This window comes from Desulfovibrio sp. 6_1_46AFAA (assembly GCF_000224635.1).
Classification (GTDB): Bacteria; Desulfobacterota; Desulfovibrionia; order Desulfovibrionales; family Desulfovibrionaceae; genus Desulfovibrio; species Desulfovibrio fairfieldensis.
Genome location: NZ_JH114300.1, coordinates 471815 through 498465, shown reverse-complemented (window position 1 = coordinate 498465; position 26651 = coordinate 471815). Strand labels below are relative to the sequence as shown.

The following is a 26651-nucleotide window of genomic DNA, read 5'->3' as shown; positions in this document are numbered from 1 at the left end:
TGTTATTTAATTATGTTGCGGGTGGGGAAAATTTTTCCTCCTGTTGAGTGCTGCATTTTTGGCGCTGATGCGCGCCGCTTTTGGGGGCTTGGCGCGCTGTCCGGAAGGAGATCGCCTGTGCCGCCTTCGACCGCACGGCGCTTCGCCGGGAAAGGCACAGGGCGAGTCCGTGCCCGCAGTGCGTTTCGGAATGGCCCGGCGGCGGGCGTCATGGGAAGATAGCGTGCGTACCTTTCCGACCGGAACGAAAAAGACGCGAAAAGCGCCGACCAAATGGTCGGCGCTTTGTACGGAGAAAGCCGGATTGCAGCGCTATCCCTTCGCTGTCGGGCGTCCACCCGATGTGAACGCCCGATATTCCGGGCGGCGGCCTCAGCCTACCGCTTCATGCCGATAACCGTTTCAAGCATGGTATCCACGGTTGTGATGCCCTTGGAGTTGGCCTGGAAGCCCCGCTGGGTGGTGATCATCTGGACGAACTCGCGGGACATGTCCACGTTGGACTGTTCGATGTTGTAGGCCTTGGTGGTGCCGAAGCCGTTATCCCCGGCCACGCCGATGCGCGGCTCACCGGAATCGTTGGTGGAAGAGAAAAGATTGCCGCCCTCGCGCCAGAGCCCCTGGTTGTTCTGGAAGTCGTACATGGTTATCTGGTAGAGGGGCAGGGTGGTGCCGTTGGAATAGACGCCGTAGATAATGCCTGAGGTGTCGATGCGCACGTCGCTCAGCGTGCCCGAAGCATAGCCGTCCTGCGTGGCATTCTGCGTCACGCTGGTCTTGCTGTTGGCCGCGCTGGCCCCGTCCTGGCGCTCTGTGGTCGTCATGCTGGCGGCGTTGGTGGCGAAGTTGACGACAGCCTTGTATTTGGGATTCCCTTCCGCCGTGACGCCGTCGGGCACCAACTGCGTCTTCAGGCTGTCCAGGCTGTTGGCCTTGGTCTCGTAATCAGGCGCGACACGCGTGGTATTATCTATCGCGACATAGGTATCAGGCTTAACCTTGCTGGTGGCGATTTTGTCAAATGTGCCGGTGACCGCCTGCCTGGCGTCAGCGCCGTCAATGTAAAAATATCCCGTGGCGTCATGCTGCACCAGGCGAGTAACGCCGCCGTCGTCGATAGTGCCGTAAATTTTGCCGGGCACGGCAGCGCCACCGCCAGCCACCGGAACCGTGCCGTTATAGTAAGAACCATTGGCGTCCGAGTAGGCCGGGTGTGCTGTTCCCGCGCCGTCCACCGTGACATCATAACATTTGGCATTGGGCGTAACTGTGGTGTCCGTGAAGTAATAGCCTTTGATGGTGTCGTCATAGGACACATTCTGATTGCCGCCCACAGTAATGGTACCGTAAATATTATCGCCGCTTACCGGATCCCTATAATAAAATCCCTTGTCATCCGCCAGCAGATCATGGCCGGCGGCATCTTTGCCGTAGAATCCGGTGGCCAGGTTATAATACCCGTATTTGCTCACACCCAGGGCATTGCCGGCCGCGTCCACGGGGTTGCCCTGGGCGTCGGTCTTGATGGTGGTGGCAGTGGGATTGCTCCAGGCCGGGCTGCCGATGTTTTTCAGGCCCAGGTCCAGTTCCATGATATAGTTCTGGGCCTGGCTGAAGGGCGTGGTGGTGCCCGTGGTGGTCATGGTTTCGCTGACGCTGTTGGCCAGGGGCTGGCCGGTGAAATTGGCCGTGAACACGGGCAGGCCGTTGCTGGACAATTTGGTGGGCTGCCAGGATTCCTTGCTGTCCGGGGAACCGGCATACTGGTCGTTGGCCGCCGGCGTGCCGGTGGCCCCGAAGGTATAGGCGGTCTGGTTCACGAGCTGGCCGCTGGCGTTGAAGATCAACTGGCCGCTCATCAGCACGCCGGCCTGCTTGTTGGTGCCGGTTGTGGGGTCGTCGTAGAATTTGGTGGGGTCCCTGGTCCAGGTATTGGTGGCCTCGTCGTAGCCTTCGCCGCCGAAGCTGCGGTTGTCTTCGGACGGGGGAATGGTCACCAGGTATTCATAGATCGTGTAGCCCGCTGGCAGGCCTTCAATTGTATAAGCCGTGGAACCGTTGGTGCCTTCCTTGCTGGTGGCGACCTGGTCATAATAGACAGAGAGTTGATGGGCGTTTCCGCCCTCGTCATAGACTTTAATCTCGGACTTGGCGGAGAAGGCATCCTTGGCTATCGGCGGGTTGCTGGTGGCGTCCCAGAGGTCAAAAAGCGCTGTCAGCGGGCTGCCGGCGCTGGTGGTCTTGTCGCCGTTGCCGTCGTTGGTCAGGCCCATGGTGAAGCTGACGTTGGTGGTCTGCTGCGGGGGCAGATTCCAGCTGCTCAGAACGATGTCCGTGGGCGAGCCGCTGCCCACATAGGACGATTCCGAGCTGGTGCCCGTACCGAGATTGGTGGCGCCGCTGCTGAAGGTCAGGGCCTTGTCGTTTTCCACTTTCCAGCCCTGCACGACCATGCCTTCCGGGTTGACCAGCTTGCGTTCTTTGTCAAAAAAGAAGTCGCCCGCGCGGGTGTAGTACTTCTGGTCGCTGCCGGTCTTGCGCACGCCGAAGTAGCCGTTGCCGTCAATGGCCAGATCGGTGCCGGAATTGGTGGTCTCCAACGCGCCCTGGGAGTAGTCGCCCAGCACGGCATAGGTGCTCACGCCCGCGCCGATCTGGGTGGGACCACTGGCGCTGCTGCCGCTCATGTACAGATAGTCGTTGAAATCCATGCGCTGGCTTTTGAAGCCGATGGTGCTGACATTGGCAATATTGTTGCCCACCAGGTTCATCTTGTTGCCGTGGGCGAGCAGGCCTGAAACGCTGGTCCACATGCTGGCTGAAAGACCCATGACTTCCTCCGTGTATGCTTGGGATAGCAGTTGTATGGCGGCCGTGGCCGCCGGGATAGTTCAGTTGTTATATTCAGGCGGCCTGGGCGGTGGTTTCGCCCGTGCCGGAATTTTCTTCTGTACCCGGAGTTTCTTCCGTGCCGGGCTTTTCGCCGTCGGGATCTTCCTTGTCAGGGTCCTCGCCGTCGGGCGGATTCTCATCCCCGCCGCTGCTCTTCGCCTCGGGTTCCGTAACCTGGCGCACATTGGCCAGAAGTATCAACTGCCCGCCGTCAAGGCCCAGGCAGACGGAACCGTTGTTGTTGACCACGCCGGTCACCCTGGCGTCCACCACCTGGTCCGCGAGCACGGACTCACCGTTGGAGTTGAGCAGCGCCAGGCTGACGGTATAGACGCCGTCCGGCGCCACGCTGCCGTCATTCCTCTTGCCGTCCCATTCAAATTCGTAGGTGGTGCCTGCGGCCTTGTTCTCGTTCAACTCCGCCACATAGACCGGGTTGTTGTCGGCGTCGCGCACAATGATCTGGCTGCCCGCCACCACGTTGTCGTTGGGAGCGTAACGGAACTTGGAAATAGTGACTTCCTTGGTCTTCTCGTCGGTGTTCTTGCCGATGGCATTGCCGGAAACGGAGACGTTTTTGCCGATATACGAGGTGGCGTTGATCATCTGCTGATTATTGGTGGCGTCGGTCAGCCCCTCCATGCTCGTATTCAGGTTCATGAGCTGTTCCAGGCTGGAGAATTGCGCCAACTGGGCAATAAATTCCTTATCCTCCATGGGATTGAGCGGATCCTGGTACTTGAACTGGGTGACCAGCAGCAGCATGAAGGAATCTTTGTCCATATTGCTGCCCTTCTGCTTGGAAAGGGCGCTGTTGAACTCATTGTTGGTCTGGTTAAGGGCTTGCGTAATACTGGACATGATTTACTCCGCGTCGGCGAATTCAGGCCACCACATGCAGGGACTGCGTGGCATATCTTGCCGTTTGCGTCAGAGAATGCACAGGCTGTTCCAAAATCTCTGGTTGCATATTTTCACTAGAATTACGCAGGGTTGCGAGATTCTTGAGGCGGGCAAGTTCTTCCCGGCGGGCATCTTCTTCCTGCCGGGAATTGTGCTGATCCAGATTTTGCCACTGGCGGCCGTCGTCCCCCTGCTGGCTCTGGAGCTGCACTTCAATCTTGTCCACCTTGATGCCCTGTTGTTCCAGATTGGCGCGGATGGTGTCCAACTGGCGGGTGACCATTTCAGCGGTTTCGCTTTTTTCGGAACGAATGCGCGCGCTCACTTCGCCATTGCGGGCCGTAAGCGTGAGGGTAATGGCCCCCAGTTCCTGCGGATGCAGTTGGAGGTCCAGCCGTGTGCCCCCGTCCTTGAGGGAGGAAAGCAGGCCGCGCTCCACCTGCTGGGCCACTTGGCGGGAAAGCGTCTGGTCCTCGGCGGCATTGCTCTGAATCGGGCCCGCTTCAGACAGGCGCTGCCCGCCCTGAAGCATGGAAAAGACGATGGAATTGCCGGTATTGGCCTGGGGAGCCGCGGCCCGCGTTTCAACCTTGCCCAGCAGTTCGCTCCATTCCTTGCTCTTGCCTTGTCCACTGTTGTTTTCAAAGGCGGGGGCGTCGGAGCCGTTTTTACCGCTCTCCGCCGTTTCCACACGCGCCGCGCCGACTCCGGGGACCGCCTCTGAAGCGGCATTGCGGGATTTATCCGTATTGGCCGAGGCGCGAGCCAGCTTGTCCGCCAGGTTGTCATGGTTTTCAGCGCCGCCCGCTTCTCCCACGGCGCCGCTCTGCTTGCCGTTCAGCTTGCGGCTCACCGCCTCGCTCTGGGAGGCGATTTCAGCGGCATCCGGACTGTCGTCGGCCTGCTGGCCTGATTGCAAGGTCTGGTTGAGGATTTCCCGGCTCTGCTCCTGCACGGTCTTGTCGATCAGAATCCGGCTTTGCTCCACCTTGCGGTTTTGCAGGGCGCTGGCCGCCTTTTCCTTTTCCATGCGGTCGCGGGCTTTGCTGATGATGGGCTTGAGCGTCTGCTCCAGAGCCGCGTCCAGCTTTTCTCGATTGGCCTTGTCCGTGGCGAACTGCATGGAGGCGGGCTTCATGAGGTTGCCGAACTGCTCGCCGGTGACGCGCAAGGCGTCGTATCTGCCGAAATTGTCGGCAAGGCTTTGCAGGCTGTTCTTGTTCAGGCCCAGGCCCCTGCCCAGAGCAAGAGCGTCGTCACGGCTGATTTCAATGCTTTCGTCGGGGTCCAGCTTGGCGAAGGCGCCGGTGATCAGAGCCAGCGCGTCCTCGCCTTTGCCTTCACCCATGCACTGCAGAACAGAAGCGGCGAGATCGCCGGTGGGGTCAATTTTGCCCAGCAGAGCGGTGATGGTTTCGGCGTCCTCATCGCTTACCCCGACGGCCTTTTCCGTGCCCGTCAGGCTGGCCATGACCTGGGCCAGGGTGGCTCCGTCAGGCTGACCGGCCAGCACGTCGAATTGTTTCAGGCTTTCCTCGGGGGCACCGGCTTTGAGCAGTTTCTCGCGTAACTCTTGCAATTCCTGCTTGGTGAAGCAGACTTCATCCAGCGTATAGGTGACGCCGTCCGTGGTATGGCGGCTGTAAGGGCTTTCCACCATGGCCTGCTTTTGCCCGGAGCCGTTCTGCAAAGCCGCGTTTACCGACACGTCCTGCCCGTTTTCCACGGAATTCATGGCATCCTGCATGGTCTGCATGAAATCAGTGGAGGCATCGGACTGGTTGCCCATACTGCTCCAAAAATTCAACGTGGTATCAGCAGTGTCGGTGGGAAGAATTTGCATTGTCGCACTCCTTGCGCCTGCTGGTATTCAAGGAGTGTTCCAAAAATAAAAATCTAACGATTTTTAATAGATAGGAATGATCAATGCGGCAAGACTTGCCGGAAGCGGGAAGGGCGATGTGACATGAATTCTTACTGTTGCGCTTTATCGGGAAAGCAAAGGCCGCACAGCGCGGTCAGACGGTCCACGGCCGTCTGCCAGCCTTGCGGCGTGAAATCGGCATTTTGCAGAAACATATGCGTATGTCCGGCGAAAAGGCGCAGCAAGGGCGGTTCCGCACGCCAAAAGTCTGCGGGCAGCTCCCGGCTGCGCTGCTTGAGGCCGTCGGCGCATTGCGCGCAAAGGCGGACCAGACCAAAAGCCAGGCGTTGCGCCAATTGAGGAAAGGCATTTTCCAGGGCCGCCAGGCGTTGCCGAGCCAGAGGGCGCAGTGAGGGATCATACAGAAACAAAAAAGCAGCCTGCCAGAAATCCTCCAGCAAAGAGCGGCAGGAGGGCGCCGCAGGGCACCCTTCCTGATCTTCCACGGTTTCAAGGCGATAGAGGTCCAGGGCATCGCGGCCCGTGCGGCAGAGGGACAAGCCGGGCAGCGGTCCGCTGCGGGCCGGCGGACGGGCATCCTGGGGATTTTCCAGAACGGCCAGAGCCGCGCGCGCCACGGAGGCCGGGCTGAAGGCCTGCTTACAGTACAGTTTCGAGCGACGGCATTGCCAGCAGCCCACACAGCTCATGGCCGCGCGCAAAACCCATTGACCGGGGGCGGTGGGGCCGGTTTCACGGGCATGCACCGGCCCCATGGAAAGGTTGAGCACGGGCACGCCGAGCCAGTCGGCCAGGTGCATTGGGCCTGTATCCGGGGTGATGCAGAGGTCCAGGCCGCGCAGGACGGCGGCCACGTCCCTGAGCGGCAGGCGGCCGCAAAGATTGGCGTGCGGCAATTGTGCCAGACGGGCCACTTCCTGCCCCAGTGCGCTTTCGGCCGGGCCGCCCAGAAAGACCGGCATGGCCCCGGCACCGGCCAGCCGACGGGCCAGCCGGGCCCAGAACAGGGCATCCGGGCGTTTGGCCGCTTCACTGGCCCCCAGCACCAGAGCCACGCGACCGCTGCCCGCGCCCCTGGGCAGAACATGGCCTATTTGGCCGGGGCGCACCGCGGACTCCAGATCCAGACGGTACAGATCCGACCAGTGAAAAGCGTTATGGTGATTGTTCTGGGTCAGGGCAGTGCGATAGAGTTGCCAGAAACCATGGACGTGCAGGCCGCCCGGCAGCGCCGCCGGGCCCAGCTTGAGCCCGGCTTCCAGACCGGCCAGACAGGCGGCGGCCTCGGGCCGGGCGCTCAGATTGATGGCCGCCGCGTAGTGCCCGCGCGCCAGGGTGGGGCAATGCGAGGGGGGGAAAAAAACCACCTCCGGCGCCAGCGGCATCAGTTCCTGGAAAAACTGCGGCTCGGCCGCCACCCAGATGGGGTGGCCCGGCCAGCGTTTTTTAAGGGCAAGCAGCAGGGGAAAGGTAAGGATCAAGTCCCCCATGCGTTGCAATTGCAGAACCAGCAGGGGATCCGCGCTCATGAACGCGCCTTGCCCGCCTGGGGAGTTCCGTAGATCCGGCGCATATGTTCAAGCAGCGCTTGAAGTCTGTGCTCCCAGGTGTGGCAGGCCAGCACCCGGTTGCGCGCGGCAGCGGCCAGTTTGCGGCGTTCGGCCGGGTGGGCCAGATAGTGACGCGCCAGATCGGGGATTTCTTCCGGATCGTGATAACAGGCCATTTCATCGGGCTCGAAAAGCTGCTCCATCTGCGGCCGCCAGTCCGTGAGCACAAAAGCCCCGGCGGCGGGCACGTCGAAAACGCGCTGGTTGACCGCGCCTTTCATCTGCTTGCTGGTGCAGTTGAAATTGATGGCGGAATGCTCGTAAAAAGCGGGCAACTCCGCATAGTAGCTCAGGGCGTCCAGATAGCGGGGCCGGCAGGGCTCGCGCCGAAATTCGATCCGCCAGCCCCGGTCGCCCACGATCAGGGGACAAAAGGGCAGGAGACGGCGCACGCATCCGTTGCGATACAGGCGGGTGGCCTGCCAGGTGATGGCCGTTTCATAGGCCAGCCGGGCCTCGTTGTCGGGCAGGGCCTCGTAGCGGGCATGGACCTCGGGAAAGGACAGGCGCAGAAAATCCGCGACGGAACGCTGCTCGCTGTCCATAAAGGCTTGGGAAACCTCGCGGAAGGGCAGCAGCAGTTCACGCGGGAAGCGCCCGTTTTTCAGGCGGCCGCCCACCTTGTAGAGCATGGAGTTGCCCACAAAGGAGATGTCAGCCTTCCAGGCATCGGGAACCGCCGCGCGGCTCGGGTGGAAGCGATCCGGGTCCGTCCCCAGGGGCAGATAAAAAACGTGCTCAAAGCCTGTGCGGCGCAGACTTTCGATATTGTCCGCGTCCCAGGTGAACAAAGCCGTCCAGGGACTGACGCAACGCGAGTAGAGGTGGATGATCAGGTGGGGATTATCCACGAACCAGGAGGCCAGCGGCAGTTGCAGCCGGGCCAGCAGGTCCATGAGCACTCCCTCCACATCCACACCCATATGGTTGAGCGTGATGCAGCAGTCGGGCTTGAACGAAACCACAGCCTCCAGCAACTGCTGGACAAAATCCTCGCGAGCCAGAGTGTCGTCCTTGAGGGTGATCAGCTTATAGGCGAGACCCAGCTTGCGGCAGGCTCCTTCCAGTTCGCCCATCAGGAAATATTTGCTGGTCAGCAGGAGCACGCGCGGCGCGGCCTCGCGGAAACGGGGGTGTACCGCGCGACTCCAGAAGTCAAAACGGGCGCTGGCGGCGAGTTTTTCGCGCAGCTCGCCGTAATAGGCGCGGTCCAGACGCAGATAAAAAGGCAGGGCCAAGGGCAGCAGGCGTTTGCCGTTGTGGCGCGTCTGCCAGTGGGTCAATTCGCTGAGCGCCGCTTGGGGGTCAGACGCAGCGACCAGAAGCACGCGCTGCCGCAGGTCTTCAGGCAAAGCGGCCAACACGCCGGTCAGCTCTTGCAAACTATTTTCTTTTTCCACCACGGCGATGGGGCCGTCGTGCACTTCAAGCAAAAGATGAAGAGCGTGTCCCAAACCCGCGCCCAGCAACACAGGCAGGGCGTCCCGGCACTGTTCCGGTGAAAGGCTGCTGACCACGGATTTCTCCCGCTCCGCGCCGCCGGGACCGAGCATGGCGAAAGAGCGGCTATCCACATGGGCCAATATGTCGACCGGGACGTCGCCGGGGCATTGGCCGTCCGCGAAAACCGCCTCAAAGAGCGGAGCGCGGTGATGGGTCATTTTCCCTTGCCCTTGTCGGCCGGGGGCAGGGGCTCCACAATAATATCGTCGTAACAGAGCCGGAAGAGCACGTTTTCATAAGGCCGCTCCACCAGCATGAAGGCTCGGCCCACGGAGATTTCCACACCGGGATAGACCTTTCCCGGCACCATCAGGCGGCAGTTCTGCATGTAGTTTTCGTCCAGGTAGAGCTTTGACCAGAGCTCGGTACGCTGCTTCATGATCCGTTCGCGCTGCTCGACGAGCCGGGCCAGTTTGCGGCTGGCCTCATTGGCGTCGGGCGGCAGATGCCCGGCCACGGCCTTGAGGTGGGTGATGGACTGGGACAGGCCGGAAATAATCTTGTCGATTTTTTCCAGCTGGCGAATGCTCAGAGGATCGTACCCCAGATATATCTTGGTGGAAATGGCCGCCTTGTTGCCCAGCTGTCTGCCCACATAGACGCTGCCGTAGGCGTTGATGGTGCTGCCGTAGACCTGTTCGCGCACCACCATGTTGGCCCCGGCGTAAACCGTGCTGTACAGGCAGTATTTTTCGACAACCATGTTGCCGCGGGCGCGCGCTTCGATCTTTTCCAGAAAGGGCGTGAGCAGTTTGTCCCCCGCGTCCAGAAGGCAATGCTGGCCCGCGCCGCCGCGCGCGCCGCCGTCCACCATCAGATCACGGCGGGCACGCGCCACGCCGCCCTCCACCATGCCCATGATCCGGAGATTGTTGGCCTGCACGGAAAAACCGGAACGTACCGAACCGTGCACGGCCATGTCTCCCACAAAGAAAATGTTGCCCGTGCGGAAGCTGACGTCCTGACGCACATTGAGCAGACGCTTGACCGTGATTTTCCCGTTGTTGTAAAAAACGTAGCCGTTGGAGGTTGAGAGCAGATAGTTGGGATAGGCCGGGTCCACCTGGGTATTGGCTCCACCGGGGAGCACAGGCCTGGAAAGCACAAAGCGCGGATCCGGTTCCGCCCCGGCCTGCTCCAGAGGGATGACCTCGGCCAGAAGCTGCCCGGCAATGACATTCTGCACGTAGCCCAGACTGTAGAGGTCCGAGCTCTCGCCGTCTTCGCCGACGCCGGGTTTCGGGCGCAGATAGTCAAAGTCCGGGTTGAAATAATGTCGAAGATAGTATTGCACCTTACACCATCCGTCTGGGCTGAAAAAACTGCCGCTACCGGCGGCGCGAAACGCTATTCCGCCGCGTCCGGAATATACCCTTTAAGCTCTTCCTCGCTTTCATACGTGGGGAAAAAACCTTCTACCTCCGCGTCTTTCAAAAGTTGTGCCACATGCGGCGCGGGGCAGAGCAAAATCAACCTGCGCCCCCGCCCCTGAAGTTTGGTGCTGGTGCTCACAAGGACGCCCAGTCCGGCATTGTCCATTCGTCCCGCCCGGCTGAGATCCACCACCACCTGGGCGATGTCCGGAGCCGCTATGTGGTTTTTCATCTGCTGATTGAACTCGACTACGTCAGCCAGAAGTATATCGCCGGTCAGGCGCAGGATAATGATCTTATTATATAACTCCGCTTGCAGATCAAACATGACCGAGCCTCCGAAGCATTTTCTCATCGGGGATGGATTGTTCCCAATGTGGCGGCACTGCCTTTATCCCGCGAATAGCGACGACCCAAGACGTAAAAACCACGTCGTTACGCTCGGTCGTCATATTTAGAGCCCACTACGCCGACGCGGCTGAAGCAACGCGCGTTTTGCCTGGATTGCAGGCACGAATGTTTGCTTCGCGGCCGACGGGCTTTGCATTATTACCGGCAAAAAGTTCTGCGCAGCATGGCAACGTTGGAAATCTTGAAATGCTGCCGACGGCAACGCGAACTGGTGTCATCCGCGCCGGAAGCCGACGCCGACCCGCATTCCCGGGTGGACGGGGAGCACGTCAGCTTGGGACCGGGTCCGGCGTGCCGCTGTTATGAAAAAAGCCGGGTGGAATCCAGCCAAATGGTCACAGGCCCCCAGTTACAGAGGCGCACTTCCATTTCGGCTCCAAATATACCTGAAGATACGCTTCCGTGACACGCTTCGTCAACATGCCTGGCAAAACGTTCGAACATCGCGGCGGCCCAGGCCGGGTCGCCGGCGTCAGTAAAGGAAGGCCGACGGCCTTTGCGGCAATCGGCATACAGGGTGAACTGGGGCACCAGCAACACCTGGCCGCTGAAGTCCTGAAGGGAGCAGTGGAACTTGTGAGCCGCGTCGCCCTGGCCCGGGAAAATGCGCAGATCCAGGAGCTTGCGGGCCATGCCCGCAAAGGCCGGACTTTCACCAAAGTCCGGCCCGTCATCCCGGCCAAAGCCCACCAAGGCCAGCAGCCCCTGGCCGATGGAGGCCACAACGCGGTCGTCCACGCTGACCGAGGCCTCGCGAACCCGTTGGGCCACTATGCGCATCAGGCCCCCTCCCTCGGCATAGGTTCGGTCGGAACCTCCCGGCGTGGAGACGCGTCGGCGGAGGCCGCGTTTTTCTGGCCCGCCTGCCGGTTTTTCCTGCGGCCGGCTTTGCGCTCTTCCTCTTCACGCAACGCCCGGCGCAAGACCTTGCCCACGATGGTTTTGGGCAATTCCTCGCGGAACTCCACCAAGCGCGGCACCTTATAGGAAGCCAGTTTGCTGCGGCACCAGGCAATGATCTCGGATTTGTTCAGACTTTCGCCGGGACAGGGCACCACATAAGCCTTGAGCACTTCCCCGCGCACATCGTCGCTGATGCCCACCGTGACGGCTTCCATGATTTTGGGGTGCTCCAGCAATACCTCATCCACTTCACGCGGATAGACATTGTAACCGCCCACAATGACCATGTCTTTCTTGCGATCCACAATATAAAAATAACCGTCCTCATCCATGGTCGCCAAGTCGCCGGTATAAAGCCAGCCGTTGCGCAGGGCGCTGGCCGTTTCGTCGGGTCGCCGCCAATAGCCGCTCATGACCTGGGGGCCCTGGATGACCAGTTCCCCCATCTTGCCGGGGGGCAAGGTCAGGGAGCCGCCTTCCATATCCACAATGCGGGCGTCCGTGCCGGGCAAGGGCATGCCGATGGAATTTTCTTTCTGGCCCTGGCGGCCCAGGGGATTGATATGGGTGATGGGCGAGGCCTCGGTCAGGCCGTAGCCTTCCAGAATGGCGGCGCCGGTAGCCTCCTGGAAGCGGCGGAAAATTTCACGCGGCAACGGGGCCGAGCCGGAAACGCAGATCCGGATGCTGTGCAGATTATAACGGGCCAGATCCTTCTGCTGCAAGAGCGAAATATAGACGGACGGCGCGCCCGGAAAAATCGTGGGCTTGTGGCGGGCGATGATGCGCAGCACGTCCTGCGGCACATAGCGCGGCAGGGGCAGGGTGGTGGCGGCAAGGGCCACGGGGATGATCAGGCCGGTGGTCAGGCCGTAGACATGAAAGAAGGGCAGCAGGGAAATAAAAGTATGGTGCTCTTTGGCCGAGACGTGGATGATGTCCAGCACCTGCCGGCAGTTGGTGCCCAGATTGGCATGGGTCAGGGTGACGCCCTTGGGCAGACCGGTGGTGCCCCCGGTATACTGGAGCATAACCGGGTCGTGCAGCGTGTCCGCAATGGGCTCCGTATGACGCTGCGCGCCTTTGCAAAAGCTCTTCCACTCAAAGACATGCTTGCCGTCGTAGGGGATGGGCTCCTTGGGATTCCGGGCCTGCTTGAAGCGGTACAGCCAGTTGAGCGGAAAGGAAAGGGCGTCGCCCACGCCGGTAATGATGAAATTGCGCAGCGGCAGGCGGTCGCGCAACGCGGCCACGCGCGGCCAGAGCAGATCAAGCAGGATCATATGTTCCGCCCCGGAATCCTGCATGTTTTCCCGCAGTTCCTTTTCCATGTAGAGCGGGTTGGTCATGACCACCACGGCCCCGGCCTTGATGGCTCCCCAGAAGGCGATCATGGTCTGGGGCAGATTGGGCAGCATGATGGCCACCCGCTGACCCGGTTCCACGCCCATGCGCCGCAGAGCCCCGGCAAAGAGTTCCGCCCGTTCGAGCAAGCTTTTATAGGTAATGCGCGTGTTCTGGAAGATCAGTGCGTTACGATGGGGATAGGCCGCGGCGGCCTCGTCCAGCAGGGAATAAAGGGGCTTGTCCCAGATCTCCACGGTACGGGGCACGAAATCCTCATAATGGGCGAACCAGGGCCGATACAACTCAGTGTTCATGGCGCATCCTTATGGAGATCAGAGATCGGGGGATGGAACAGCCTGTGCGGAAAAGGACGGCGTGCCGCCGGCCAGCGCGCTGACCACGGCATAGGCCTTGATGCCCTCGGACCGCCCGGTAAAGCCCAGGCCTTCCTCGGTGGTAGCCTTGAGGTTGACCCGCGCCGTGTCCAGGCCCAGCAGCCGGGCCACATTCTTGCGTATTTCTTCACGGAAGGGCGACAGGCGGGGCGTCTGGGCCACGATGGTCAAATCCACATGGCTGAGCTCAAGCCCTGCGCCGCGCAGCATTTCCAGAACCTGATCCAGCAACACGGCTGAAGAAATGCCCTCATAGCGGGCCTGGCTGTCGGGGAAGTGCTGGCCTATGTCGCCCAGGGCCGCGCAGCCCAGCAGGGCGTCCATGAGCGCGTGCAGCAGCACGTCGCCGTCGGAATGAGCCACAACTTCCGGGCCGCCGGGAATGAGCACGCCGCCCAGCTTCAACGGGCGACCCGGACCGTAACGATGCACGTCGTAGCCCATGCCCGCGCAGGGGCGGGGCATAGCCTGTTCTCCGGCCAGCAGGGAAAGATCTTCGGGATGGGTGATTTTCACGTTGGCAGCCTCACCGGGCACAATGAGCACTTCGTGGCCCTGAACTTCCATCAGCGCGGCGTCGTCGGTGACGGCCAGGCCCGCATCCAAGGCATGTTGGTGGGCCTGACGCAGCAAGGTCAGGTTAAATCCCTGGGGTGTCTGCACCGCCGCCAGCCGGGCGCGCGGCAGGGTAGCCGCAACACGCCCGTCGTCCACCATTTTGATAGTGTCAGTGACGGGCAGACCGGGAACGACCGCGGGCGCGCCCTGGCGCAGGGCCTCACAAACGCGGCGTACCAGGGCCGGGCTCAGAAAGGGGCGGGCCGCGTCATGCACCAGCACGTACCGCGTCCGACGCGGCAGGACCGCCAGACCCAGGCGCACGGAATCCTGGCGCAACGCGCCGCCGGCCGCCGCCAGCCAGGGCAGGCCGAGATCCTCTCGCGCGCAAAGGGCATGCAAGCGCTCTTCCTCGGCGGTACGCCGGTCAGGGGGGAAAACAAAAACAATACCGGCCACCACGGCGCTGCGGCTCATGGCGCGCGCCGCGTGCCAATACAACGGGACGTCCCGCCAGCATAAAAACTGTTTGGGACAGCCGCCGACAACGGCCGCCAGACGGCTGCCGCTCCCGGCGGCCAGGATCAGGCCCCAGGGTTTTTCCGGCTGGGAATTTTCAGGCATGGCAAGCCTCTGACAACAAGCGGGAGCCGGACGATAAGCCGGGTTCTGTCATGCGACAAGTCGCATGTGACCGTCATTCCTCTAGGAGCGCGATTGCCCGCGCCCTCAAGCAACCTACCCGGAAGGCATGGGCCGGGCCGGCCGCCTTCCCTATTTGGTCTTGCTCCAGACGGGGTATGCCGAGCATGCCGCGTCACCGCGGCATCTGGTGGGCTCTTGCCCCACCGTTTCACCCTTACCGCGCAAAGCACGGCGGTTTGCTTTCTGTGGCGCTGTCCGAGGGTCGCCCCTCCTGGGTGTTACCCAGCGTCCTGCCCTGTGGAGCCCGGACTTTCCTCTCCGGGCCAATGGCCCGCAGCGACGGTCTGTCCGGCTCCCGCTTGTTTGCGGCCGGAGATTTTTACGGACGCTTTACCGGCCGGAGGCAGAGCGTCCCAATAAGGCTCAAGCTAATCCGTCAGGGGTACAGGCTTGGGAGCCGCAACAGCCTCTTCCGGCAGGCTGAAATGCTCGCACCAGAAAATCAGGCGCTGGCAGTTGGGGCAGCTCAGAATCTGCTGGCCGCGCTGCAACTCAATGAAGGACTGCGGGGGCACCGCGATATTGCAGCCGGAGCAGATGCCGTCCGTCACAGCCACAATGACCGGATGTTCCAGACGCACGCGAATGAACTCATAGCGCATGAACACGGGCTGGGGAATGGCCTTGCTGACCTGAGCACGCTTCTGGTTCAGAGAATCCAGATTGATTCCGGCTTTCTTCAGCTTTTCTTCCAGACCTTCACGTTTGACTTCCAGCTCGGCTTTAAGGGCGGAGTAATCCCGATCAATTTCGGCCAGCGTGTCGTTCTGCAACTGCAATTCTTCCATGAGGGTCATCTTTTCTTCCTCACGGGAGCGGTTGATTTTCTCCATGCTGTCCATTTCACGCATCATGGCGTGATATTCGCGGGTATTGCCCACCTGCATGAGCTTGTTTTTGCTCTTTTTGATCCTGGCGGAATCGTCGTCAATCTCCAGGGACAGGCGTTTCTGCTGTTCCTGGAGATGCGCCAGCTTGTCCAGGACGCGATTGCGCTGAGCCTCGGCGGCCTCAAAGCGTTGCTCCAGATCCTCAAGCTCGCGGGGCGCGCTTTCCAGCTCCTGCTTGACAGCGAAGATGGCGTCATCCACCTTCTGCAATTCCACTAACTGCTTTATCTGATCCAAGTAAACGGCACTGCTCATATATTCCTCCTGGGAGTCATGGCAAAAGGACGGGGCGCAACGGTGAAACCGAAGGCACGAAAACGACGTTCAGGCCACTGAGGCGTTGCGCCAGCAAGCCGCTCATGCGGCGCATCATTTCTTCCTCCAGGCTGTGGTGCCCCACATCCAGCAGGCAGATTTCAGCCTCCAGCGCCGTATGGTATTTGACGTCGCCGGTAATGAAAAGCTGGGCGCCTGCCGCGCGCGCTTCCCGCAGAAGGGAAGAACCGGAACCGGTGCAGTAAGCCAGGCGCGAGATGCTTTCCGGTACGGGGCCGCAGACCGTGGCCGTGGAGAGATCAATGTGCCGGGCCAGAGCGGATGTGATTTGCGCAAGGCTCAAGGGCGCGGGCAGATCACCGGCCAAACCGAAGCCCAGCGGCAGGGGAGCCGCAGCCAGCGGCGGGGCCGTGGCTTCCAACACCGCCAGGTTGCCGAGTTCCAGCTCGCGCGCCAGCCAGCCCGCCGGACCGTCGGCGTTGACGTCCAGCGAGGTGTGGGCGGCATAGAGCGGCACATCCGCAGCGAGCAACAGGCACAGAACTTCATGGTAGGCGTCCAGACGCCGGGGCAGGGCGGGCTTGAGCGCCAGGGGGTGGTGGCTCAAAATGCACTGCGCCCCCCGTTCCAGCGCCTGACGCACCGAGGCGGGCGTGGGGTCCAGGCAGACGGCCAGCATGTCGGCTTCACTTCTGTGCGCTGCTACCTGCAGGCCCGAGATATCCCAGGGGGCGGCGGCGTCGAGAGGCGCGATTTTTTCAATGGCGCTAAATATTTCAATGAGTTGCATTGATATTGCCCTCAATAAAAAAGGCACTTTCTTGCACTTGAACAGAGAAAGCGCCTTAAAAAATCATCCGGCGTAAAAAAAGAAAGCGGGAATGTGCGGCAAACGTGTACACACCTTGTCTGACGCGCGCGGCTCTGAGCGAACCACACGGCTGTTGCACGATGTTGTGGTTAATCTTGATATTCTGTCCGTATAAGTCGGCTTTGTCAAGGCCGGGCCAGCTACTGGCCGCGCAGATAGCGCACGGCATTGACGAACAGCAGGGTGCCCGGCGGGTCCAGTTCGCCCCTGGTCCAGGCGGGATGATTGGTCACATGGTGAAAGGCTTCGGGATGCGGCATGAGGCCCAGCACGCGTCCTGTGGGGTCGGTGAGTCCGGCAATGGCCAGCGGCGAGCCGTTGGGGTTATAAGGATACTCCTGCGTGGGCTTGCCGCTTTCCGGGTCGGCATATTGGAGAGCGATGAGCTGTTCGGCCGCAATACGACGCAGACATTCCTCGTCACGGGGAATGAGCTTGCCCTCGCCATGGCGCACGGGCATGGCCAGCAGGGGCAGGCCTTTGGTGAACACGCAGGGGCTGTCGGAATTGGGCAGCAGATGCACCCAGCGGTCCTCGAAGCGGGCGGAATCATTGTGACCCAAGGATGCCTGGCGCTCGAAGCGGACGCCGCCCAGCGCGGGCAGCACGCCCAGCTTGACCAGCAGCTGGAAGCCGTTACAGATGCCGAGGATCAGCTTGCCCTGGTCCAGAAATTCCCGCAGGCTTTGCAGCAACGGCGTGCCTTGGGCGTCTTTCAAATAGCGCCAGCGCATGGCTGCGGTCTGGGCCGCGCCCAGGTCGTCGCCGTCCAGAAAGCCGCCGGGGAAAATCAGAAAATGGTAGTCCGCAAGGCATACGTTGCCCGCCACCAGATCGGAGAAATGCACCACGTCGGCCCTGTCGGAACCGGCCAAGCGGGCCGTATGCGCGGTTTCCAGATGGGAATTAGTACCGTAGCCGGTGATGACCAGAGTATTGACTGTAGCCATGCGGGAGGAGCCTCCTTAGGAGCAGCCTGAAATACGCCCGGCCCGGAGCGGGGTAGGGCCGCGCGTCCAACCACACGGCGGGACGCATGCTGAAAAAGGGAAAATTACACTACTTACCTTATCAGACTTAGTCAATGCTAGCCAAAAAAATCAATTGGGTGTATCAGCATGCGGTTACGCGGAACCGTGCATTCAAGCAAAACAGGTGGGAGGCCATGAAAACCAAATTTATTTTTGTAACGGGCGGGGTTTTGTCTTCACTGGGCAAAGGCTTGGCGGCCGCTTCGCTGGGCGCGCTTTTACAGACGCGCGGCCTGTCGGTGACCATTCAGAAGCTGGATCCTTATATTAATGTGGATCCGGGCACCATGAACCCCTTCCAGCACGGCGAAGTTTTCGTGACCGACGACGGGGCCGAGACCGACCTTGATCTGGGCCACTACGAGCGCTACCTCAACGTGCCCATGTCGCGCAAAAACAACACCACCTCGGGCTCCATCTACAATCACGTCATTGCCAAAGAGCGGCGCGGCGACTATCTGGGCGCCACCGTGCAGGTGATCCCGCACATCACCGACGAGATCAAGCATACTGTGCTTTCCCTGGCCGAGGGCGAGGGCGCGCCGGACGTGGCTATCATAGAAATCGGCGGCACGGTGGGCGACATTGAGGGTCTTCCTTTCCTGGAGGCGATCCGCCAGTTGCGTTCGGAACTGGGGCGCGACAACTGCCTGAACATTCACCTGACCCTGGTGCCCTATCTGCGTTGCGCCGGTGAACACAAAACCAAGCCTACCCAGCACAGCGTCAAGGAGCTGCTTTCCATCGGCATCCAGCCGGACATCATCCTCTGCCGCTGCGAACAGAGCATCCCCCAGGAAATGCGCAAAAAGATCGCCCTGTTCTGCAATGTGGACCAGGACGCGGTCTTTTCCTCCGTGGACGTGGACAACATTTATGAAGTGCCCCTCAAGTTCTATGAGGAAGGTTTTGACCAGAAAGTCGCCATCATGCTGCGCCTGCCCGCGCGCAATGCCCACCTGGAATCCTGGGAAAAGCTGGTTCACGACAGCGCCAATCCCCAGGGCAAGGTGACCATTGCCATTGTGGGCAAGTATGTTGACCTGAAAGAAGCCTACAAGAGCCTGCACGAAGCCCTGATCCACGGCGGCGTGGCCAACCGGGTGGCTGTGGAGTTGCGCTACGTCAACTCCGAAAATGTGACCGAACACAACGCGGCTTCAGTGTTCAAGGGCTGTGACGGCATTCTGGTGCCCGGCGGCTTCGGTTACCGCGGCGTGGAGGGCAAGATCGCGGCTATCCGCTACGCCCGCGAAAAACACGTGCCCTTCTTCGGTATCTGTCTGGGCATGCAATGCGCGGTCATTGAATTTGCCCGCCATGTGGCCGGTCTGGACGACGCCAATTCCGAGGAGTTCAATCCTCTGTCCGACCACAAGGTTATTTACCTGATGACCGAATGGTTCGACTTCCGCACCAAAAATGTGGAAAAACGCGACGCCAGCAGCGATAAGGGCGGCACCATGCGCCTGGGTTCCTATCCCTGCAAGGTATTGCCCGGCACCAAGGCCCACGAAGCCTACAAAAAGGATATGGTGGACGAACGGCATCGCCATCGCTATGAGTTCAACAATGCCTTTAAGGAAATTCTGGGCCAGAAGGGCATGGCCTTCAGCGGCACGGCGCCGGACGACTCTCTGGTGGAAATCATGGAGCTGCCCGACCATCCTTGGTTCCTGGGCTGTCAGTTCCATCCCGAGTTCAAATCCCGCCCCATGGAAGCCCATCCTTTGTTCCGCGAATTCATCAAGGCGGCCAAAAAGCAATCCAAAGCCTGAGCGCCGTTTTGTCGCTTGGCTTGTGATGTATGAAAGGGGAGGCCTGAGGCCTCCCCTTTGCCGTAACTGAGACTTGGTTCCCTGCGGTTTCCGTAGGGGCCGCCACCCGGCGCAAGCCTTGCGGCCTTTCCCTTTTTGTTCGCAGCTTCCGTCTATTGCATAATTTTTCAGCATATGGCACAATTTTTGTAAATGAGAACTCCGTTCAGACATTGTAGCTTATCAGCCTAAAAGAGCAGACATGGCACTGGAACTTCGTCAGCAATTGAAATTGGCTCAGCAACTGGTCATGACGCCGCAGTTACAGCAGGCCATCAAGCTGCTTCAGCTCTCGCGCGTGGAACTACTGGAAACCGTGCAGCAGGAGATGCTGGACAATCCTTTTCTTGAGGAGCTCTCGGGTGATGAGTCTTCTTCGGATCAGGCCTCCCAGACAGAGCGCCGGGAGGCCGTTGAAGAAGAGGTCTACGACAAGGAACTCGCCAAGGATGCCTCGTGGGAGGACTATCTCGGCGAGTTCGCCAGCACTCCGCGCCAAGTACAGCCGCGTGACTTTGAAGCGGCTGAAGAAATTTCTCCTCTGGAAGCCCGTTATGCCGCCAAGCCCACATTGGAAGGGCATCTGCTCTGGCAGCTGCGCCTTTCCATGCTGACCGAGGCGCAAAAGGAAATCGGCGAGGTCATCATCGGCAATCTGTCTTCCTCCGGCTATTTGCAGGCCACCTTGGAAGAAATCGCGGAGATGACCACATCCACGCCCGACGAGGTGCGGGCGGTGCTGGAAAGAGTGCAGCTTTTTGATCCCATAGGGGTGGCCGCGCGCGACGCGCGCGAGTGTCTGCTGATCCAGCTGAAAAGTCTGAACTATGACCGGGATCCCATTCTTCTCGATCTGGTCCAGTCCCATCTGGAAGATCTGGAGGCCAAGCGCTACAAGCCTCTGCTGCGCAAGTTCAAGCTGGATATGGAGGAACTCAAGGAATATCTGAACATCATCCAGAGCCTTGATCCACTGCCCGGCGCCAGTTTCGGCGGCGGCGAACCCACCTATGTGAGCCCGGATGTCTTTGTGTACAAGATGGGCGATGAATTCGTCATTCTGCTCAATGAAGACGGTTTGCCGCAGTTGCAGCTTTCCTCGCTCTGCCAGATGAATATGGGATCTTCCTCGGATAAGGAAAAAGAATACTGTACGGAAAAAATGCGCTCGGCCTCCTGGCTGATCAAGAGCCTGTATCAACGCCAGCGTACGCTGTACAAGGTGGTGGAGAGCATTGTGCGCCACCAGCAGCCGTTTTTTGAAAACGGCGTCACCAAACTGGCTCCGCTGATTCTGAAAGACATTGCCGATGATATCAGCATGCACGAATCAACCGTAAGCCGGATCACTACCAACAAATACGTGGCGACGCCCCACGGGATTTTTGAGCTGAAGTTCTTCTTTAACAGCGGCCTTGAGCTGGACGACGGCAGTCAGGTCGGCTCGGAAAGCGTTAAGGCGCTGATCAAGAAGTTCATAGCCGATGAAGACTCCAAGGCCCCCTTGAGTGACGAACGCATCGGAGAAATGCTCAAGGAGCGCCTGAAAGTGAATATTGCCCGGCGTACGGTGGCCAAGTACCGCACGGCGCTGGACATTCCCTCGTCGTCACGGCGTAAGGAGCACTTCTGATCTCACAGCGGTGCTTTGCAATCCCAAGGAGGAACGCATGAATATCTCTTTCGCCTTCAAGAATTTTGAGGCCTCCGATCATTTGAAGAAGTATGCCCGCCGCCGCATGGAAAAGTTGGGGCGGTTTTATGGCAAGTCCGCGGGTCTGGAAGTAAGCGTCGTGCTGACGGTGGATAAATTCCGCCATCGTTGCGAAGTGACCGTTTCCGGCGAGGGCCTGCATATCAACGCCACCGAGCAGACCTCCGATATGTACGCGGCTATCGACCTTGTGACCGACAAGGTGGAAGCCCAGATCAAGCGTCAGGTGTCCCGCGTCAAGGAACAACGCCGTAAGGCCCGCAATGCCGATGTGGACGTCTTTACCTACAATCTGGAAGCCCAGCCCGAGGAAAGTCAGACCGTGGTGGGCACGGACCGCTTCGCGCCAAAGCCGCTGCACCTGGATGAGGCGCTGATGCAACTGGATTCCATCGGCAGCGAATTTCTGGTCTTTCTCAATGCCGAAAGCAATCGCGTCAATGTGGTTTACCGTCGGCGCACTACAGGCTACGCCCTGATTGATCCCGTGTTGTAGCCGTTCCGCCATACTTTTTCCGCCGGGCCTGTCTTCGCACGAAGATCGGCCCGGTGGCTCCCAGTGAAGTATACGTATGAGCACGTCACAGCAGCCCCCCTGCCGCAGCCCGTCCGATCCGGATTCATCTGCTGACACGCCCAAAGTCGCCCATGACCGCCCTGTGCAGGTCTGTATTGTCACCGGTCTTTCCGGCGCGGGCAAAAGTACGGCCGTGCAGGTTTTTGAAGATCTGCGCTATTTCGCCGTGGACGGTCTGCCCGCAAGTCTGGCCCCGGAAATGGCCGCTATGATGGAACGCCCTTCCATGAGTCATTTCATGGGCATTGCCTTGGGCATGGACATGCGTCAGAGCAATTTCCCGGATGAAATCAACGACGCCCTGAGCGTTATGGCCGCCAAGGGTATCCGTCCGCTTCTGCTGTTTCTGGAGGCTGACGCGCAGGAGCTCATGCGCCGCTACGCCACCACCCGCCGCCCGCATCCGCTGGAGCGGGAGGGCATGGGCCTTGAAGCCGCCCTGGCCGCCGAACGCAACCGCCTGCGCCCTTTGCGGGAAATGGCCGACTTGGTTATCGACACTTCGCGTTTTTCCATCCATGACCTGCGGCGTTCCATTCAAAAGCGTTGGAGCGGCAACAAGGACAAATTGCGCGCTATCCGCGTCAATGTGATTTCCTTTGGCTTCAAGTACGGCGTGCCCCGAGAAGCCGACACGGTTTTTGATCTGCGCTTTCTGCCCAACCCGTATTTTGTGGAAGAGCTGCGCCCCCTTTGCGGCAAGGACAAGGCCGTGGCCGATTATGTTTTCGCCTCGTCCAGCGCGGTGGAATTCCGCAAGAAACTGCTGGACCTGCTTTTTTTCATGTTGCCCCTGATGGAGGCCGAAGGCCGCTACCGGATTACCATCGCCGTGGGCTGCACCGGCGGGCGGCACCGCTCGGTGGCTATGGCCGAAGAATTGTCACAGGCGCTTCGCCAGGCGGACTACCCGACCTCTCTGGAGCACCGGCACCTTGAACTTGGCTGAAAAAGCTGGCAGGTTGTGAACCGTGAGGAATGCCATGACGGATGAAAGCAAGACGACACAAGTCGGGATCATTGTGGTCTCCCATGCGGACTACGGTTCTGCCATGCTGCGTACGGCCGAATTTATTTTGGGACCGCTGAGCGATTGCAGTTCCATCAGCGTTGACGTGGCGCATGAAGTTTCTGAAACAGTGCGCCGTTTGGACGACGCGGCCCAACGCCTGGATAAGGGCGCGGGCGTTATTATTCTTACGGATATGTTCGGCGGCACCCCCACCAACCTGGCCCTTTCCCTGTTGGGCAGCCATAAGGTGGAAGTGGTGACCGGCGTCAATCTGCCCATGCTTCTGAAGGTGTTCACGTCCCGCGACAAAGAGCTGAACGAACTGGCCCGCATCGCCGGTGAAGCCGGGGCCAAAGGTATTGTGGTGGCCGGCAGCATGTTGCGGAACAAGGCCCGTGACAAAACGGGCGACTGAGCAATGTGGTTTCGCGTGGACAATCGCCTGGTACACGGGCAGGTGATCGAGGCATGGCTGCCGTATACCGGCGCCAAACATCTGGTAGTGGCCAATGACGAACTGGCTACGGATCTATTACGCCGGCAGATTGTGGAGCTGGCCATACCCCAGCGCGTAATCACTCATTTTATCCCGGTGCGCGAACTTGCTGCCACACTGGATGCCTGCGGAGACGACAGCTTCGTGCTTTTTGCCAACTGCCAGGATGCCCGCCGGGCCTGTGATGAGGGCATTGAAATGCCGGTGCTCAATATGGGCAATCTGCACTACGGGCCGGACAAATTGCAATTACTGCCCCATGTGGCGCTTTCAGCACAGGACAGGGAAGATTTACGCATTATTCAGCAGCACCTTGTGCAGCTGGACTTCCGCTGCGTTCCCACTGAAAACGTACGAGGCTCTTATGATCAACTTTTCTGAGCTGATATACACGGGGCTTCCGTACGCTTTTTTTTTGTCCTGGCTGGGGCGGCTCGTTCCTCATGCATCATCGGCCTGCTGGACAGGCCCATATGCCTCGCGCTGATCACGGGCTTTTACACCTCCGATTGGGCTCTGGCGCTCTCACTCGGCATCATTCTTGAATTGCTCTGGCTGGATGTGTTGGAGTTGGGCAGCGTAGTGCCCCCCTTCGGCAGCCTGAGCTTTCTGCTGCTTTTTCCTCTGGCCTCGCATTTCGGGCTGAACCGGCCGGGTCCTCTTTTGTTGCCCCTGATACTGGTCATTCTGGCCGCCTATTTGGGCGGTTTTATGGAGCGCAGCCTGCGCATCCATGAAAATTATTTAGTGGATAGGGTAGAAGCCTGGTGCGCCGGTGATTGTTTTGTCCTTACGCCCGGTCAAGCTGTTCTGCATGTTGTTTTGCTTCGGGCCTTCTGGCAGTTCATGCTGTACGTCGTATGTTACGCCCTGTTATTTTGCCTGATCGCCGTGCTGTCGGCGCGCCAGGCCCTGCCGCAACTGTCGGTACTGAGCTGGCCCATGCTGTACGGGGCGGCCCTGATGGGCGCGGTACTTTCGTTGCGAACCCGACGCGCGTACATGGTGTTGGCCTGCAGCCTGGGAGCCTTGGCCTTGCTGATCTGGGCCGGACAGAAAAGCCTGCCCTGAGGGCTCGGGATACCGTTTTCCCAGTGTTGCATAGCCCGTTTTGTCCGATACGGATGGACAAGACCGAGCCTCCAGCACAGGGCAGACGCATCTAAAAAAACGCGGCCAGCGTGTTTATAATTTAATTATTTAAAATAGTTAATAGAATTATCTGACCACGCTACGGAGTTAGGCAAAGCCACCTTTGCTCCGCCGGAGCGAAGCGCAGGCGGATGGCTGGTGCCGGGAGAATCCTAAAAACTAAGATTTTTCGGCGCTGGCAAGGAAAATGGCGCTTTTTGCGCGGAATGTACTCAAGTACATGAGCAGCAAAAAGCCCCAGATGACGTCGCCAGCGCCAAAAAGGCTGGTTTTGACGGATAATCCCGTCAAATAAGAGGTCAGCAAAAGCTGAAATTAGATGCGTCTGCCTTGGCCTCCAGCAGCCCTGTTCTTGACATGCGTAAAAAGAGCCCCTACAAGTGGGGCGACGCGCTCGTAGCTCAGTTGGATAGAGCGATAGCCTCCTAAGCTGTAGGCCGCAGGTTCGATTCCTGCCGGGCGCACCAGTCATGAACGCAGGCAGTTGCATTTTTGCGGCTGCCTGTTTTTTTATACGGCCGGCAATTCAAGCGTCGGAAAAGGGAACACTCATGGCGAATACCGAAATCCGGCTTTATTGCTTTATCTTCTGCGTCGTTGTGGCCTGCTGTTTGCCTCCTCTGGCGGTCTGGAGCCGGACCGATAAGCCAGCCAACATTGAGGATGCACACACTTTTGAACATCTCTGGCAGGCCACGCCCGCCGATCAGCGGCGTGCCCTGCCCAACAACAGCGCCCCACCGGAACGACGTCTGCCGCGTATGCAGTTGCCGCCCCTGCCGCCTCAGGAAGAGGGGAGCATTCGGCGGGTGATGCTGCCTGAGGGTGTGAAGGCCGTGGCATTGACATTTGATCTCTGCGAACTGGCAACAACCACCACGGGCTACGACGCGGACGCCATCAATTTCCTGCGGCGCGAGCATATCCCGGCCACGCTGTTCATGGGCGGCAAATGGATGCGCACCCATGCGGAGCGCGCCAAGCAGGTCATGGCCGACCCTCTGTTCGAGATCGGCAACCATGCCTGGTCGCACGGTAATTTCGGGATTATGGATCCGCAAAACATGCGCGATCAGGCTCTCTGGACGCAGGCGGAATATGAAATTCTGCGCGGGGAAATCCTCCGGGGCGCAGCGGAAAAAGGCGCATCCTTGCCGGACATCGCCGCTGTACCGAATTTGTTTCGCCTGCCGTACGGGCGCTGTACGGATCAGGCCCTGACACTTCTGGCCCATCTGGGGCTGCAGGTCATCCAATGGGATGTGGTGGCTGAGGTCATGGCGGATAACAGCCGCCCAGAACTGGCTGCGGATGTGGCACGCCGGGTGCGTCCCGGTTCCATTCTTCTCTTTCATGCCAATCGCGTGCCCAAGGGCACAGCGGCCTTGTTGTCAGGTGTGGTGCGTGAATTACGCGGCAGAGGATATCATTTCGTGACTGCGGGAAAGCTGTTGGCCATGGGGCAGCCTTGGCGCACGCGAGACGGTTACTTTAACAAACCCGGCGACAATAAGGCTCTGGACACTCGCTTTGGCGTGGACGGCACTGGTCGGAGGCCATCCGCCAAAGAAATAGCGGAGTAGTCCTTCCCTGGACTCTCAGTTACTCTCTGAAAGCCTTCTGCTCCTTTCCCTTAGGGGATATTGTCTCCGCTTTTCCCCAACGCCATCTCTTCTTCGGCTGTGCGTATTTCTTTCTGCCACTGGCATCCAGCCCGGCAAGCACAGGCACCAGCCGCACTGATTCCTTCTTCACGGACCAGCAAGGCCATTATTCGAGCGTGTCGATCCAATCCCATGGAAAGGATCTAAATGACACTCCCGGACTGGAATATTTGCTATGCAGCATAGCGCGCGGCCACGCCGTATTTCTTCCTGTTTCGAGACGTTAATACCCCAGTACCTCATAATCATAGGCTGACAAGACTGGTACATGTGCCTTCAGATGCAACAGCAAGCGAAGCGTGTTTATCTTATAATTTATATAAAATTTGAAATAAATAACTATATAAATTATATATAGCTTTCTAAATAACTAGGTTATCAAAATCGCTCAAAAAATAGTCATGCGGCCAAAGAATGATGATTTTTTTCCCGCAGATTGCCCCTTTGAAAGGCGTTAGCCTATAGCGATAATTTTTGATGCCGATAGGATTAGAAAATGTTTTTATGAGTATAATCTGAGTAAAAAGCTATACTTTGACGTGGGATGGACTTTTGGCCAGCCGGATATTTTTGGGGTGTCCCGCTTAACCTGACCGCCATGCGCTATGGCGGTCAAAGGCAGATATGGAGTGGAAAAGGGATGCTTTTACACAAACCCGGACACGA

21 protein-coding genes, 1 tRNA gene and 1 other RNA gene are annotated in these 26651 nt (G+C 59.4%); 9 read left to right on the top strand and 14 right to left on the bottom strand.

Annotated elements, in window-relative coordinates; all coding sequences use genetic code 11:
- Positions 1-377: 377 nt before the first annotated feature.
- From HMPREF1022_RS02000 to HMPREF1022_RS01940, 14 genes are all read right to left on the bottom strand, one after another.
- Positions 378-2831 (bottom strand): flagellar hook-basal body complex protein, encoded by a 2454-nt coding sequence (locus HMPREF1022_RS02000; RefSeq protein ID WP_009301644.1) that lies wholly within the window; start codon positions 2829-2831, stop codon positions 378-380.
- A 73-nt stretch (positions 2832-2904) separates the two neighbouring features.
- Positions 2905-3753 (bottom strand): flagellar hook assembly protein FlgD, encoded by an 849-nt coding sequence (locus HMPREF1022_RS01995; protein ID WP_008684186.1) that lies wholly within the window; start codon positions 3751-3753, stop codon positions 2905-2907.
- 22 nt (positions 3754-3775) lie between these two features.
- Positions 3776-5638, bottom strand: coding sequence for a flagellar hook-length control protein FliK (locus tag HMPREF1022_RS01990; protein WP_009301643.1), 1863 nt, complete (start codon positions 5636-5638; stop codon positions 3776-3778).
- A 131-nt stretch (positions 5639-5769) separates the two neighbouring features.
- Positions 5770-7209: a glycosyltransferase family 9 protein gene (locus tag HMPREF1022_RS01985; RefSeq protein ID WP_009301642.1), complete on the bottom strand. Its 1440-nt coding sequence runs from the start codon at positions 7207-7209 to the stop codon at positions 5770-5772.
- On the bottom strand, positions 7206-8951 hold the full coding sequence (locus HMPREF1022_RS01980; protein WP_009301641.1) for a CgeB family protein: 1746 nt from the start codon (positions 8949-8951) through the stop codon (positions 7206-7208). Before HMPREF1022_RS01980 ends, HMPREF1022_RS01985 begins: the two co-directional genes overlap by 4 nt.
- Positions 8948-10087, bottom strand: a complete 1140-nt coding sequence (locus tag HMPREF1022_RS01975; RefSeq protein ID WP_009301640.1) for a FapA family protein — start codon at positions 10085-10087, stop codon at positions 8948-8950. The genes HMPREF1022_RS01980 and HMPREF1022_RS01975 overlap by 4 nt, the downstream gene beginning before the upstream one ends.
- A 53-nt stretch (positions 10088-10140) precedes the next feature.
- Positions 10141-10494 carry an STAS domain-containing protein gene (locus tag HMPREF1022_RS01970; protein WP_009301639.1) on the bottom strand — a complete coding sequence of 118 codons (354 nt, stop codon included), beginning with the start codon at positions 10492-10494 and terminating at the stop codon, positions 10141-10143.
- Positions 10495-10877: 383 nt separating this feature from the next.
- Complete coding sequence (dtd, locus tag HMPREF1022_RS01965) at positions 10878-11357, bottom strand: D-aminoacyl-tRNA deacylase (RefSeq protein WP_008684176.1); 480 nt, start codon at positions 11355-11357, stop codon at positions 10878-10880.
- The gene (locus tag HMPREF1022_RS01960) at positions 11357-13141 is read right to left on the bottom strand and encodes a long-chain-fatty-acid--CoA ligase (protein WP_009301638.1); all 1785 of its coding nucleotides are present in this window, start codon (positions 13139-13141) and stop codon (positions 11357-11359) included. The genes dtd and HMPREF1022_RS01960 overlap by 1 nt, the downstream gene beginning before the upstream one ends.
- A gap of 18 nt (positions 13142-13159) precedes the next feature.
- A complete protein-coding gene (gene ispD / locus HMPREF1022_RS01955) occupies positions 13160-14404 on the bottom strand; it encodes a 2-C-methyl-D-erythritol 4-phosphate cytidylyltransferase (protein WP_008684172.1) in 1245 nt (414 codons plus the stop codon).
- A gap of 18 nt (positions 14405-14422) precedes the next feature.
- Positions 14423-14781: RNase P RNA component class A (gene rnpB, locus HMPREF1022_RS16465), an RNA gene on the bottom strand.
- 72 nt (positions 14782-14853) lie between these two features.
- Positions 14854-15630 carry a zinc ribbon domain-containing protein gene (locus HMPREF1022_RS01950; RefSeq protein WP_008684170.1) on the bottom strand — a complete coding sequence of 259 codons (777 nt, stop codon included), beginning with the start codon at positions 15628-15630 and terminating at the stop codon, positions 14854-14856.
- A 16-nt stretch (positions 15631-15646) separates the two neighbouring features.
- A complete protein-coding gene (locus tag HMPREF1022_RS01945) occupies positions 15647-16441 on the bottom strand; it encodes a Nif3-like dinuclear metal center hexameric protein (RefSeq protein ID WP_009301637.1) in 795 nt (264 codons plus the stop codon).
- Positions 16442-16662: 221 nt separating this feature from the next.
- On the bottom strand, positions 16663-17472 hold the full coding sequence (locus tag HMPREF1022_RS01940; protein ID WP_008684166.1) for a phosphoribosylformylglycinamidine synthase subunit PurQ: 810 nt from the start codon (positions 17470-17472) through the stop codon (positions 16663-16665).
- 215 nt (positions 17473-17687) lie between these two features.
- Between HMPREF1022_RS01940 and HMPREF1022_RS01935 the strand changes: the two genes are divergently transcribed.
- The 9 genes from HMPREF1022_RS01935 (at position 17688) to HMPREF1022_RS01895 (ending at position 25904) form a co-directional block, all read left to right on the top strand.
- A complete protein-coding gene (locus HMPREF1022_RS01935; RefSeq protein WP_008684165.1) occupies positions 17688-19331 on the top strand; it encodes a CTP synthase in 1644 nt (547 codons plus the stop codon).
- Between the two features lie 241 nt (positions 19332-19572).
- Complete coding sequence (gene rpoN / locus HMPREF1022_RS01930) at positions 19573-21003, top strand: RNA polymerase factor sigma-54 (RefSeq protein WP_009301636.1); 1431 nt, start codon at positions 19573-19575, stop codon at positions 21001-21003.
- Between the two features lie 37 nt (positions 21004-21040).
- Positions 21041-21580: a ribosome hibernation-promoting factor, HPF/YfiA family gene (hpf, locus tag HMPREF1022_RS01925; RefSeq protein ID WP_008684163.1), complete on the top strand. Its 540-nt coding sequence runs from the start codon at positions 21041-21043 to the stop codon at positions 21578-21580.
- 76 nt (positions 21581-21656) lie between these two features.
- Positions 21657-22610 carry an RNase adapter RapZ gene (gene rapZ, locus HMPREF1022_RS01920; RefSeq protein WP_009301635.1) on the top strand — a complete coding sequence of 318 codons (954 nt, stop codon included), beginning with the start codon at positions 21657-21659 and terminating at the stop codon, positions 22608-22610.
- Between the two features lie 34 nt (positions 22611-22644).
- Positions 22645-23088, top strand: coding sequence for a PTS sugar transporter subunit IIA (locus HMPREF1022_RS01915; RefSeq protein WP_008684161.1), 444 nt, complete (start codon positions 22645-22647; stop codon positions 23086-23088).
- A gap of 3 nt (positions 23089-23091) precedes the next feature.
- Entirely contained in the window at positions 23092-23550 is a 459-nt protein-coding gene (locus HMPREF1022_RS01910) for a PTS sugar transporter subunit IIB (protein ID WP_008684160.1), read from the top strand.
- Positions 23551-23715: 165 nt separating this feature from the next.
- The gene (locus tag HMPREF1022_RS01905; RefSeq protein WP_232221529.1) at positions 23716-24240 is read left to right on the top strand and encodes a hypothetical protein; all 525 of its coding nucleotides are present in this window, start codon (positions 23716-23718) and stop codon (positions 24238-24240) included.
- A 471-nt stretch (positions 24241-24711) separates the two neighbouring features.
- Positions 24712-24788: transfer RNA gene (locus HMPREF1022_RS01900), tRNA-Arg, on the top strand.
- A gap of 84 nt (positions 24789-24872) precedes the next feature.
- Positions 24873-25904, top strand: coding sequence for a polysaccharide deacetylase family protein (locus tag HMPREF1022_RS01895; RefSeq protein WP_009301633.1), 1032 nt, complete (start codon positions 24873-24875; stop codon positions 25902-25904).
- Positions 25905-26651 lie beyond the last annotated feature (747 nt).